This window comes from Streptomyces sp. NPDC034085, assembly GCF_055575555.1.
In genome coordinates, this window is sequence record NZ_JBVISL010000009.1 from 67,803 (window position 1) to 79,737 (window position 11,935).

Annotated in this window: 11 protein-coding genes and 1 pseudogene; 6 read left to right on the plus strand and 6 right to left on the minus strand. The window is 71.8% G+C overall.

All coding sequences use genetic code 11. The features are described 5' to 3' along the window. The first annotated feature begins 229 nt into the window (after positions 1 to 229). Entirely contained in the window at positions 230 to 685 is a 456-nt protein-coding gene (locus ACZ501_RS26820) for a DUF6228 family protein (RefSeq protein ID WP_468798827.1), read from the plus strand. 225 nt (positions 686 to 910) lie between these two features. Here ACZ501_RS26820 and ACZ501_RS26825 read toward each other — a convergent pair whose 3' ends face one another. Beyond that, positions 911 to 1,531 carry a hypothetical protein gene (locus tag ACZ501_RS26825; protein ID WP_468798829.1) on the minus strand — a complete coding sequence of 207 codons (621 nt, stop codon included), beginning with the start codon at positions 1,529 to 1,531 and terminating at the stop codon, positions 911 to 913. A 289-nt stretch (positions 1,532 to 1,820) separates the two neighbouring features. After that, positions 1,821 to 1,913, minus strand: a pseudogene (locus ACZ501_RS26830). 983 nt (positions 1,914 to 2,896) lie between these two features. On the opposite strand from ACZ501_RS26830, the gene ACZ501_RS26835 reads away from it, so the two are divergent. The 5 genes from ACZ501_RS26835 (at position 2,897) to ACZ501_RS26855 (ending at position 8,202) form a co-directional block, all read left to right on the plus strand. Continuing rightward, positions 2,897 to 3,598, plus strand: a complete 702-nt coding sequence (locus ACZ501_RS26835) for a hypothetical protein (RefSeq protein WP_361608566.1) — start codon at positions 2,897 to 2,899, stop codon at positions 3,596 to 3,598. 63 nt (positions 3,599 to 3,661) lie between these two features. Beyond that, the gene (locus ACZ501_RS26840) at positions 3,662 to 4,081 is read left to right on the plus strand and encodes a hypothetical protein (RefSeq protein WP_361608564.1); all 420 of its coding nucleotides are present in this window, start codon (positions 3,662 to 3,664) and stop codon (positions 4,079 to 4,081) included. A 956-nt stretch (positions 4,082 to 5,037) separates the two neighbouring features. Next, positions 5,038 to 6,063, plus strand: coding sequence for a bifunctional DNA primase/polymerase (locus ACZ501_RS26845; RefSeq protein WP_361608574.1), 1,026 nt, complete (start codon positions 5,038 to 5,040; stop codon positions 6,061 to 6,063). After that, a complete protein-coding gene (locus tag ACZ501_RS26850; RefSeq protein WP_468798831.1) occupies positions 6,060 to 7,607 on the plus strand; it encodes a DNA primase family protein in 1,548 nt (515 codons plus the stop codon). The genes ACZ501_RS26845 and ACZ501_RS26850 overlap by 4 nt, the downstream gene beginning before the upstream one ends. Positions 7,608 to 7,815: 208 nt before the next feature. Next, positions 7,816 to 8,202, plus strand: a complete 387-nt coding sequence (locus ACZ501_RS26855; RefSeq protein ID WP_361608560.1) for a DUF6009 family protein — start codon at positions 7,816 to 7,818, stop codon at positions 8,200 to 8,202. A gap of 166 nt (positions 8,203 to 8,368) precedes the next feature. Here the strand turns inward: ACZ501_RS26855 and ACZ501_RS26860 are convergent, their stop codons facing one another. The 4 genes from ACZ501_RS26860 to ACZ501_RS26875 all read right to left on the minus strand — a co-directional run bounded on the left by ACZ501_RS26860 (position 8,369) and on the right by ACZ501_RS26875 (position 11,880). Then, positions 8,369 to 8,638, minus strand: a complete 270-nt coding sequence (locus tag ACZ501_RS26860; protein WP_361608558.1) for a hypothetical protein — start codon at positions 8,636 to 8,638, stop codon at positions 8,369 to 8,371. A gap of 97 nt (positions 8,639 to 8,735) precedes the next feature. Beyond that, entirely contained in the window at positions 8,736 to 9,731 is a 996-nt protein-coding gene (locus ACZ501_RS26865; protein ID WP_362461328.1) for a glutathione S-transferase family protein, read from the minus strand. A 110-nt stretch (positions 9,732 to 9,841) separates the two neighbouring features. Beyond that, a complete protein-coding gene (locus ACZ501_RS26870; protein WP_468798833.1) occupies positions 9,842 to 10,975 on the minus strand; it encodes a hypothetical protein in 1,134 nt (377 codons plus the stop codon). 68 nt (positions 10,976 to 11,043) lie between these two features. After that, positions 11,044 to 11,880, minus strand: coding sequence for a peptidoglycan recognition protein family protein (locus ACZ501_RS26875; protein ID WP_361596251.1), 837 nt, complete (start codon positions 11,878 to 11,880; stop codon positions 11,044 to 11,046). Positions 11,881 to 11,935: the final 55 nt, after the last annotated feature.

Genomic DNA, 11,935 nt, shown 5'->3' on the forward strand with positions numbered 1-11,935 from the left:
ACTAACCTTCTTGCGGGAAGGCGAAGAGGCACACCGAACGATGTCGCCCGTATGTGTGACCTGTCGCGTTGGAGCCGCACCTGGGACTGGTCGGCGAAGACGGAGTTCCGGTTGTACGTGGACGCCCCGGGTGGGCCGTGCCGTCGGCCAGGTCGCCGAAGCCCTGCTGCACGGCGCTGGTGAGGAATGGGATGGCGGCGGAAGGAGGCATGGACCTAGCGTCCCGTGCATGACATCTCCCGACCACGACACCGTGGACAAGCCCGGCGTGGCCATCCGCTGCCAGGACAACCCCTCCGTGGGTGTGACGTTCTGCGACCGGTTCAGCTTCGACGCGGACTCCGTGCACTATGCCGTCGAGCTACGGGCCCCCGGCCTGACAGCTCGTGCCGACGAGGTGGTCGCCTGGCTGTGGGACAGCGATCTCAGGGTGTTCCTCGAAGAGCTCGCTGCCGACTACCAAGGGTGGGACGGTGAGCGAAGCTGGCAGACCAACGACCGGGACCTGGCGGTGTCGGCTGTCTTCCGGTCCGGCGGCTACGTCGGGCTGACCTGGGCCTTGCGGCCGTGGCCGCAAGCGGCCGGCGGCTGGGGCGCTTCTGTGACCACCTGGCTGGAGGCCGGAGAACAGATGGCTTCCCTGTCGGCCGACATCCGGGAGTTCCTCACCACGGACCAACCGTGACATCCGGCATGCGCCTCGCCCGGATGCCGTCGCGATCCGGGTGGCTGGGCGTCGGAGGCCGGTCCTCTGCGGGCCCGCGGGCACGGCGATGCGGGGGCGGCCGGGCCCAGATCCTGCCGACCGCTTGCGGGGCGAGCCGGCCGCTGGAGGGCAGCCGCTTCGTGTACGCATCCGCCCTCACCCTGACGGCGACCCGACCTCACACCTGCGACGCCGGCCGACGCCCTAAGGCAGGCCCACCAGCCCCCAGCCGCGGCGCGCTGCCTCGGTGGTCACGTCGCCCCATTCACGCAGGAGCGCTGTGAAGTCCTCGAAGGTGTCCGGGCGTCCTGCCCAGCCCTCGCATTCGGCGGCGAACGGTCCGCGCAGCTCCTCGAGGCGGGTTTCCACCTGCGTCCAGGCGCGAGCCTTGTCAGGCAGGGTCTCAGGAGGGCATACCAAGAGGAGTGAGGGGTGCCAGCGGTCGGTGGCGGGCGGGAAGAATCCTCTGCCGCCGGTCAGCGCGGGGTCGTCGGCCGGGTCCGCGTCCCAGATCAGACCGCCGAGGAAGGTGTCCGTCGCCTGACGCAAGGACGTGTCGAGGAGGGGCCGGATGTCGGCCCACGCATCCCCCGCGCGGGAGTGCGGACGATAGGCGCCCGTCGTGGTGAAGAAGTCGTACGTGGCGCACCATGCGGACTCGCGGTCCGGGAGCCACGTCCAGCCGCCGCGCGGCCTGCCGAGGTAGTCCTCGTCGTCAAGCTCCGGTGGCCAAACGGCATCGTGCAGCGCCTCGACCCGCTTCTCGACGGGTATGGCACTCAGATGTTTCCAGTCCGCCATGAACAGCATGAGATCCAAACCCATGGCGGCAGCATAGGCAGGGCAGCACTGCATGCCGACTGGATTCTCACGTCGCCCTCGCGCCCCAGCGCCAGGCCACCGGTCGTGCTCAGCCGCCAGCTGGCGTACTCAAGTGCCGTGGGACGCCTGCACCCTCTGCCGAAAAGCCCTGTACGGCTCGCTGACAGCCTCCCGTTGCCGAGAAGGTCGCGGGACACCGGGGGAGTGGAGATCGGCCCTCTGGGGGGCCGTTCTGGCGGTCGGTTTTTGTCCGGATCGCCGGAAATCACAGGGGCCGCCCCGGGGCCGTGGGTGGCGGAGAGGGCAGGATTCGAACCTGCGTGGATTCCGTGGAACCCGAACGACCAGTGGCCGGTCCCCGATCAACCGCTCCGGGCACCTCTCCCTCGTGACCGGCCAACCACCCGCCCGGTCACGACATCCAGACTCCGCCACACCCCCTGACCCCGCGCTGACGAGCTGTCGGGGCAAGGGGTTCTTGTCCGTGGCCGGCTGCGGGCCGTGAATCCCAGGGGCCAGCCCCTGGACCCCGCCAGCGCCTGGGCCGCGCTGGACCGGCCGTGGCATGGGGGGCTACTCGCCCCCCAGACCCCCTCGCCAGGCGCTCGGGCGCCCTGGACCCGCTCCCCCTCACGCCCTGCCCCCGCTCCCTGACGGTCGCGGGGGCACCCCTCGGGCGCTGGGCGCCCTCACTGGGCATGAGGGCCGGGCGGGCAAGAGGGCCATGCCGGACGGGGCAGAGGTGGGGGGCTGCCGGTCGGTTTGCCGCCTGCGCGCCGCCGTGGTGACGGTGTGTCGGCTGAGGTGGTGGTCGGTGCAGTCCAGGGTGCGCCGAGTCGGCAGTGCGAGAACCCCCGACAGGGCGACAGGGACCGGAGCCGAAAAAGAGGGGTCCCGGGGTGATGTGCTCCGCCGTCGGCCGCCGCTCTTTTAGTAAGAGGGCGCCGCGCAAACAAGCCTCTGACCTGCGGTTTTGGGAAAGTCAATGTGCTCCCCAGGACACATTGGAGGCGTCGTTGTGTGTACCTGGCGGACACATAACGCCGGAAAATCAAGCAGGTGTTGACTTTTGAGCGGAGACGGCACGGCTCGGAACACCGCAGGTCAGCGCGTCGTGATAGCCGACTCCTTCGACGCGTCCCCGTCGATGGCCCCTACATGAATGTGCCGCCATGCCGACAACAAGAATCAAGCCGCCGTGGAGTTCCGGGGCCTGTGTGCGGAAAAACTCCACGCCCCGTTGAGTTTCGGCGCAGTGTTCGAACAGGAGGGGCGGAGGAGGCGGCCTCCGGCGCGTCGAGGCGTCAAAAGACAAGCACACGTTGATTTTTGGATAGTCTCGGACCGCCTGAGTAACGAGGAGGTCCTGTGACATCTGATCCGCCCGCCCGTCGACGGCGCGGGCCCCGGCCGGTACCCGCTCCCAGCGCCGCGGGCAACGAAGCCGAGTACGGGGACATCCTCGCGGTCCTCGGGCGGCAGCTCGGAGAGAAGGTCGCCGAGACGGCCGACCCCGCAGGCCGCCGTCGCCTCACGGGAGTCCACTTCGAGTACGCCGCCGACCCGCGAGCCGTGCACGACATGGCCGGGGGTTCCGGGTACAGCCTGGCCAGCAACTGGTTCACGCAGCTGCTGGCCCAGTTGGCCGTCGCGAACAGCATCACCAAGTCCCAGCTCTGCGTGTTCCTCTTCGTGGCCGGCGGGCAGGTGCCGGGGACCGGCGTCACCCCGTACACGCAGCAGGAGATCACCGACGGACTGAACAAGATCGCCGCCCAGAAGGGCGGCAAGATGATCACGCGCTCCACGGTCAACCGCGCCGTCCAGGCTCTGTGCGGCTACAACTGGGTGGAGAAGGCCGGCAGGGGCCGGATCCAGCTCAACGTGCGGCTGTGGTTCCACGGCAACAGCACGGCCCAGCACGACGTACTCGCCGAGATCGCCGACCGGCACGAGCACGACGTCGAGGCGTTCCCCTACGCTGTGGGCCCGCAAGGTGCGCATCAGGAGGAACTCGACCTCGACTTCGGGTCGGCAGCCGACTACCGCGGAAGGAAACGCACCGGGTGATAGTGCTGCCAGGCCCGTCCTCCATCACGGCCCACCGCCACCGCTCACGAGGAAGGCTGTCCCATGGCTAACGTCATGTCTCCGATCGTCGCGGAGCGCATCTGGGCGCTGCCGCTGTCCGGGTCCGCCGTCAAGTTCCTCCAGTACCTGGTCGCCCGGAGCGACTTCGGGGGAGCGCTGGCGGTCCGGCAGAAGGACATGGCGGCCGAGTACGGGGTGACGCCCCAGGCCGTCAGCGGGCTCATGGCGCCGCTGTGCGAGCTGAACATCGTGCTCAGGCCCCGCAGCGAGGAACGCAACGGCAACTCCTACCGGCTCCACCCGCTCGCGGCGAAGTACGAGAGCCCCGAGAGCATGGAGGCGGCGTTCCGCGCGGCCCTCGTCCGCATCCAGGAGGGCGACCTGCCGAACCTGAAGCTGCCGACGTACCACCAGGCCCCGCCCAGCCCGACGACGGGCCGCCCGAAGCTCCAGGTGGCCTGAACGGGCTGCAGAGCCCCCGCCCTCGGCGCCCTGCCCCCGGCCTCGCCGGACAAGACGAAAGGCCCTCCACCATGTGGAGGGCCTTTCGCGCCTGAGTAACTCGTGCGGCCACTATATCCGCCACGGCCCGGCTGGGGACGGCTGGACCTGACATCACACCGGACCGGTGTCCCCGACGGCTTCGACGGCTTCGGTCCCTTGCCCGTGGCGGTAGGGACTGAAGGCGGGGCTCGTTGCGCGGGCCCTCCGAAGAGGGTCCGTAGCGGCCCGGAGTGCTCCCCCGGTTCGGTCCCTCAGTCACTCGGTCCCTGAGTCCCTTTGCGTTTCCGCAGGTCAGAGCGGGTTCACGATCGAGGACAGGGACTGAAGGGACTCAGAATCCGCTCTTCCAGCCTTTACGTGCGTGCGTGTATGCGCGGGCGCGAGGAGTACCAGTGCCATATTCTCGTTATAACTGGAAAGTTGAGTCCCTTCAGTCCCTTCAAAACGGCGGGAAACCGGCTGACCTGCAGGTTTGTCAGTGACCGAAGGGACCAGGGACCGAAGAGGGACTGACGGCCGTTCCGTCCCTGTTCCGGGGGTGGGAGGGGGCCAGGAGGGAGGGGGCTCCAGGGTCCCCGCTGCGTTCGGTCCCTGCCTCCACGACGCGCAGGATCCGGCGATCCGAGTGGAATCAGACATTCCGGCTGCGTCGCCACCGCCGCCCAGAGGGACTCAAGGGACTGAAGAATCACAACAGTCACAGCAGCCTGCACCGCTTCGGCGTGTCGCTGCGCTAGGCTCCGGCATTGTGAAAGTTTGGTCCCTTCAGTCCCTGTCCAGAGCAGGGGCCGAAGCCCCGACCAGCACACACAGCCCTACCGAGCCCAGCCGCACCGCCGAGGAAGAACCACGTGCCAGCCCCCAGCGCAACGCCGCCACCGGCGGCAGCCGTCGGCACCGCGCACGGTCTCGAAGTGGCGCTCTGGCTGGCCGCCAAGGGCATGCCCGTCCACCCCCTCGCCCCCGGGGCCAAGACCCCCGCCGCGAACTGCACCCGGTGCCGGGAACAGCACCACGCTCCCTCGGACTGCCCCTGCACGGCCGAGGGACGCTGGTGCCACGGCTTCCACGCCGCCACCACGGACGCCGACGTCATCAGGGACTGGTGGCGCCAGGAGCCGGAGTTCGGCGTCGGCGTCTCCTGCGGGCCGGCCGGTCTCGTCGTCATCGACGTCGACACCCACCCGGCCCCCCTGCCCGGACGCGGACGGCTGCTGCCCGGCATCCCCATCGACGACCGCGTCGACCTGACCGGGCTGAGCTCCGGCTACGACACCCTCGCCCTCCTGGCCGCGCTGCGCCGACGCCCCGATCCCGCCCGGGACAGCGGCACGCTGCGCGTACGCACCCCCAGCGGAGGCATGCACATCTGGTACCGCGCCCCTCTGGGCAGCCCGGCGATCCGCTCCTCCAGCGGCAGCGGCAGCCGTGCCGCCCTCGCCTGGCAGGTCGACGTCCGGGCCACCGGCGGCTACATCGTCGCGCCCGGCACCCGCACGGCCCACGGCACGTACGAGGCCCTGCCCGGCCCCCGGACCCCCGCGCCCCTACCGCTGTGGCTCAACGCCGAACTCGCCCGCACCGGCCACCACCCCGCCCTTCCGGAGCCGGAGCGGGCTCCCGCGCCTCCGCGTGCGCGCACCGGGCCGACGACCGCAGGCGACGATGCCCACCGCATCCTGAGCCCCCTCCTCGACGAAGTCCGGGACTGCGCCCAGGCGCCCTCCGGCACCGCGTTCAGCGAGAAGCTCAACCGGGCGGCCTTCACGGCCGGAGGCCTCGCGGCCGCGGGCCACATCACGCTGCCCGAATGCACCGGCCTCCTCACCGACGCCGCGAACGCGGCCCGCCCGGGCCAGCCGCGCCGCAACCAACTCGTCATCGACTCCGGGCTCCGCGCCGGCAGCCACCGCCCTATCCACCCCAAGGGACGCTCATGAGCAGCGCAGGAAGCACCGGCTTCGACGCGCACGCCGCCGCGGAGCAGCTCGCGGTCTTCGCGGCCGAGACCCCCGCGACCCCCCAGGTGCCGGCCCAGCAGGCCGCCCCGCCCGCGACCGGAGCCCGCGCGGGTGACTTCGTACAGTCCGGCCTGCTCGTCAACCTCACCGACCGGGGCAACGCCAAGCTCTTCGCCCACCTCCACCACCACCGCTTCCGCCACGTCGAGGGCCTCGGGTGGTACGTGTGGGACGAGTACCGGTGGAAGCGCACGGGCGGCGAGAAGGCGGCGATCTGGGCGGCCGGCGACATGGCCGAGGAGATGCCGCTGCACGACCCCCGGGGCCACTTCACCGACCGCGAGCTCGCCCAGCACCGCAAGCGCGCCATGTCGACCTCCGGGGTCAAGGCCATGCTGGCGCAGGCCAAGGCCTCCCCGGAGCTGGCGCTGGACCCCGACACCCTCGACGGTGACAAGTACGCCCTGTGCACCCCCGCCGGCGTCGTCGACCTGCGCACCGGCGAGCTCCGCAAGCCGGACCCGCTCAGGGACCTGCACTCGCGCGCGACCTTCCTCGCGCCCGAGGCCAGCCCCACGCCCCGCTTCGCCCGCTTCCTGAGGGAGACCTTCGGCGACGACGACAAGGGCAAGGAGATGATCACCTTCGTCCATCTCCTGCTCGGCTACTCCATCACCGGCGACGTCGGCGGCCAGGTCCTGCCCTTCCTCTACGGCATCGGCGCCAACGGCAAGTCCGCCCTCATGGACATCGTCATCAAGATCCTCGGCGACTACGCGGACGTGGCGCCGCCCGGCTTCCTGATGGAACGCGGCAAGTTCAACGAGCACTCCACCGAGCTGACCGAACTCCACGGCCGCCGCCTGTTCGTGTGCAGCGAGCTCAAGCCGCACGACAAGTTCGACGAGGCCCGCGTCAAGCTCCTCACCGGCGGCGACCGGCTCAAGGCCCGCCGCATGCGGCAGGACTACTTCAGCTTCGAGCCCACCCACAAGCTGTGGCTGCTCGGCAACCACCGCCCCGAAGTCGGCACCGGCGGGCACGCCTTCTGGCGCCGCATCCGGCTGATCCCGTTCGACAAGGTCGTCCCCGACCACCGCAAGATCGACAACCTGGCCGAGGAACTCGTCAACCACGAAGGCGCCGGCATCCTCCACTGGATGATCCAGGGCGCCATGGCCTACCTCAGGACCAAGCCGTCCCTCACCGGACCCACCGTCGTGCGCACCGCGACCCAGGCCTACGCCACCACCGAGGACCACATCGGGCGCTTCCTCGCCGAATGCTGCACCAGCGGCGACGGCTCGGAGGAGCCCCGCGACTTCAAGGTGGAGCAGGGCGCCCTCTACCGCGCCTACAGCACCTGGTGCCAGGAGGGCGAGGGCCTGCGACCGGCCACCACGCGCGCCTTCGCCACCCGCATCCGTGCCGAGGTCGGCATCTCCTCACCGAGCGAGATGCTCCGCTCCAACGGCCAGAAGTTCTACCCCGGACTCGCTCTGCTCGCCGACGAGCCGGGATGACGACGCCCCGGCGAACGGGGCAGCCCGGGGGTGAACCGCCCGGGCCTACTGTCCGCCACCGCATCCAGCCGCCTACCATGGACACGCAACGAATGAGCCAGCCGCAGGACGCCGCGCCGCACACCGCCATAGCCCGTGCCCGGCGCCCGGAAGCGTGGTCGGTCCGGACCGCGCAACAGGTACGTCAGACCGAGAGGGGACCAAGGCCATGAGCTCGCTACTGCAAGCAAGCGATCTCACCCACGAGGACAAGGTGGTGTGGCTGGAAGACCCCGCTCAGCTCGACTACGTACGCCAGGCCCTCGACAAGACCCCGCGCCGGCGCGGCAAGCCCCGCTACTACCGGGACGGCCGCATGGTCGGCTTCGCCGAGCTCTGCGACAGCGCGGAGGCCGACCCCGACAGCGGGCTGCAGAAGCGCAGGGTCTTCTACCTGCTGCCGCACGACCGCGACGCGGAGCCGGACGGCCTGTACCGGGCCGGTGCTCCCGGCGAGGCGGTGGATCCCCGCACGGTCGAGCCGGGGCACGTGGGGATGAAGACGGAACGCTCCCAGCGCGGAGTGGCGGGCGCCGCCACGCGCACCGTCGCCTGACGCGAACGCCTTTCGAAAACCCGGTCCCTCCGGTCCCTGGGCGGGCCCTGCCGACGCTCTGACCTGCACCGGCTGTCAGGGCCGACGGCGGGGCTGACCGGGCCGCAGGGCATGGCGGTGGAGCCGGCGTCGATGGCGACGCCGGCCCCGGTGCTGCTGCCGCGGGCTACGGGGCGGTGGCCGCCGCGGGTATCGGGCGGAGCACGGTGCGCATCCGTGCGCCGTCGAACTCCACCGCCTCGCCGGGCAGGACCAGCAGTCCGCCCTCCGCGTCCTGGCAGGCCGCGCCGATCCGCCGGATCTGGACCGCCGGGCCGCGCGCACCGGCCATGAACACGGTCGGGTCGATCTCCCAGCCGTGCCCGGCCAGCCACTGCTCCAGCGCCGCGGCCTCCAGGCCGGTCGCTTCCCGCGGCCACTCGTACGTGTTGTCCATGTCCGTCCCCCTCCGGTGCGGCCGGATGCCCGGCACCGTGTCGATCCTCGCACCCGCCACCGACAACCGGCCGGGCGCCGGCCCGGCCGCGGCCGTCTCAGAGGAGGAGCGGGACGGTCTCGGCGGGGGAGGGGGGCTCGGGCGGGGTGCCGTCCCCGAACGGGCGCCCGCCCAGCGCCTCCCGGCCGTGCGGTGCGAGCCAGCCCGACGGGTCGGGGCCGAGGGGAACGATCCCGGACGGGTTGATGTGGCTGTGGACGACGTAGAAGTGCTTCTTGATGTGGTCGAAGTCGACGGTGTCCCCGAAGCCGGGCGTCTGGAACAGGTCCCGCGCGTACGCCCACAGCACCGGCATCTCGGAGAGCTTGCTCCGGTTGCACTTGAAGTGGCCGTGGTAGACGGCGTCGAAGCGCACGAGCGAGGTGAACAGCCGCACGTCCGCTTCGGTGATCGTCTCGCCGACGAGGTAACGGGACCGCTCCAGCCGCTCGGAGAACCGGTCCAGGCGGGCGAAGAGGCGCTCGTACGCCGCGGCGTACGCCTCCTGCGACTTGGCGAACCCGACGCGGTAGACGCCGTCGTTCACGTCCGCGTAGATCTCCTCGTTGACCGCGTCGATTTCCGGCCGCAGCGCGGCCGGGTACAGGTCCGGTGCCCCGTCGCGGTGGTACGCCGTCCACTCCAGCGACATGTCGACGGTGATCTGCGCGTAGTCGTTGGTGACCACCGCGCCCGTCGGCACGTCCACGATCGCGGGCACGGTGATGCCCCGGTCGTAGTCGGGGTCGCGGGCGAAGTACGCCTCCTGGAGCCGCTCTATGCCCAGCACCGGGTCGCGGCCGTGCGGGTCGAGGTCGAAGGTCCAGCTGCGGACGTCGTGCGTCGGCCCGGCGACGGCCATGGGCAGGGCCTTCTCCAGGCCGAGGAGCCGCCGGACGATGATCGCGCGGTGGGCCCAGGGGCAGGCGCGGCTCACCACGAGACGGTAGCGGCCGGGCTCCACCGGGAAGCCGTCGCGTCCGTCGGCGGTGATCCGGGTGGTGATGTAGCGGCTGTCGCGCTTGTACCCCTTCTCGGGGCGTACGTTGCTCATTCCAGGGCCCTACCCAGGAACGGCGGTGACGAGCGGCCGCTCCACCGGGGCTCCGCCGCCGCTCGTCCCGGCCCCCGCTTTCCGGCGGCTCCGGAGCACGGGGGCCGGGATCACCGGCTTCGTACCGGCGCCGGCGCTGCGGAGTGCAGCAGCTCCAGCCGGCGCCGTACGGCTTCCACGGCGCCCGGGCGCGCCCCGGGGACGCGGCGCCGCAAGGAGACCAGGTCCGGGCCGAGTTCGCGGGCCCGGCGGGGGTCCGGGAGCTGCTGCCACTGGTGGTGGGCGCGGTCGACCGCACCCACCACCGCCGCGTCGTCCGGGGCCTGATGGCGGGCCAGGCGCGCCGTGGCCGCCGCCATCCACAGCTCGCAGCTGCCGGCCGGATCGCCGGCGACGTGGGCGAGGTCGGCGCGCACCTCCAGCCAGTGGACTGCCTCGGCCGACCCCGGACCGTGGGTCCCCAGCGCCCAGTGCTCCCACCGGGCGGCGAGCGCGGCGGCCTCGCCGTGCCGTCCCGCGTGCGCGGCGGCAAGGATCGCCGGCAGCGGATCCTCAGGAGGTTCCGGGGGAGCCGGCTCGGTGCGGGGCAGGGCCGGGGCAGCGGTGGCGTCCACGGCGAGCAGGAGCGCCCCGGCGTGGCCGGCTTGGGCGGCGGCCTTCGCGTGCAGCTCCGGCAGCGGCGGGTTCAGGCCGCTGCGCCAGGTGGTCGCCACGGCCTGGAGGTAGGCCGGTTCGGCGGCGCGGTGACGGGCGGGCGGCGGGGTCACGCGGCCGTAGAGGGACGTGCCGTGGCCGAGGGTGAGGCCGTGCGCGAGGATCCGCTGCCAGGCGTCGGGGGCGGCGATCAGGTCGACGATCACTCGTGTGGTGTCCGGGCGGCGCGGTTTGAGCTCGCTCACCAGCCACGTCCAGGGGAGCGCGGTGTAGCGCAGGGCCGCCGGGGTCGTCCGCGCCAGGGCGAGGTGGAGCTGGTGCTGCCTGGTGTCGAGGTGGAGTTGCCCGGCGAGGATGAGGGTCAGGGGGCCGGGAGCGGCGGCGGCCGCGCGTATGCGGGTGAGGACGGTCTGCTGGTCGGTCGGGTCGGCCAGTTCGACGATGGTGCCGGACGGCGTCCGGGTCAGGGCGCTGGGTGGCACGGCGGCGAGGGTGGGCAGCACCCTGGTGGCGTCGATGAGCCGCCCTCTGCCCGTCGGTGCGGCCGCGAGCAGCAGCGCGGTGCCCATCATGTCGTCCCCTGTGATCACGGCAGCACGGTACGCCCTCACGGCCCCGGCCGGGGGCGTGAGGGCGATGCTCGCTGCCGGTCACGGCATCAGCGGGCCCGTAGCGGGTCGGTCAGCCACCCCTGCGGCAGGTATTCCGCGAGGGCGTCGGCGACGGCCGCCGGATCCGCGGGCCAGGCGGGAGGCGGGTTCAGCGGCCGGCGCGGCAACGGCACGGGCTGGGTGCCGCCGAGCCTGCGGCTCACGTCCTCACGCAGCTTCGGCAGCATCGCGTACAGCCTGTCGCCGGGGCAGGCGGTGCTGTTGAAGTCCCGGTGCCCGTAGATCTCGGAGGCCGGCACGTCGTACTGGCGGCAGATGCGGGCGCACAGGTCGGCCAGGGCGGAGAACTGCGCCGCGGGGGGCGCCTCCGTCATGTAGGTGCCCTCGTTCTCGATGCCGATGGCCACGCTGTTCTGGCCCACGCAGTGGGCGCCCCGTACCAGCCGGTCCCCGGCGTCCAGCGCGGCCAGACTGCCGTGGCGGCCCTCCAGGGCGAACGCGCCGCGGCTGACGGTGAAGTGCTGACCGGTGTCGATCCAGCCCTGCATGTCCATGTGGTACGTCTGGATGGCACGGGCCAGCCGGTGGGCCCGCTCCCGCGAGTAGTCGGTGACGTTGGCCGTGGCCGTGTGGTGGACGATGATCCGCTCGGGCCGCTCGTCGAGGAGCACGACCGGCTCGGACGCCTCCCGCGCCCCCCAGCCGTCGCAATCGGTGATCTCGGGCACCGTGGAGCCGTCCCGGCCCCTGAACACCCCTCCGCCGCCGGCGGATCCGACCGCGGCGGCGGCAGTGGTGGCGGGCAGGACGGTGGCGGCTCCGAGTGCGAACGCGGCGGAGACCAGGTGCCGGCGGGAGAACCGGGCGGAGGGGGTGGACGTCATGGACCAGCCTGTTCCGGTGAGGGACGGGCGTCCATGAAACGGGGCCGGGCGGCGC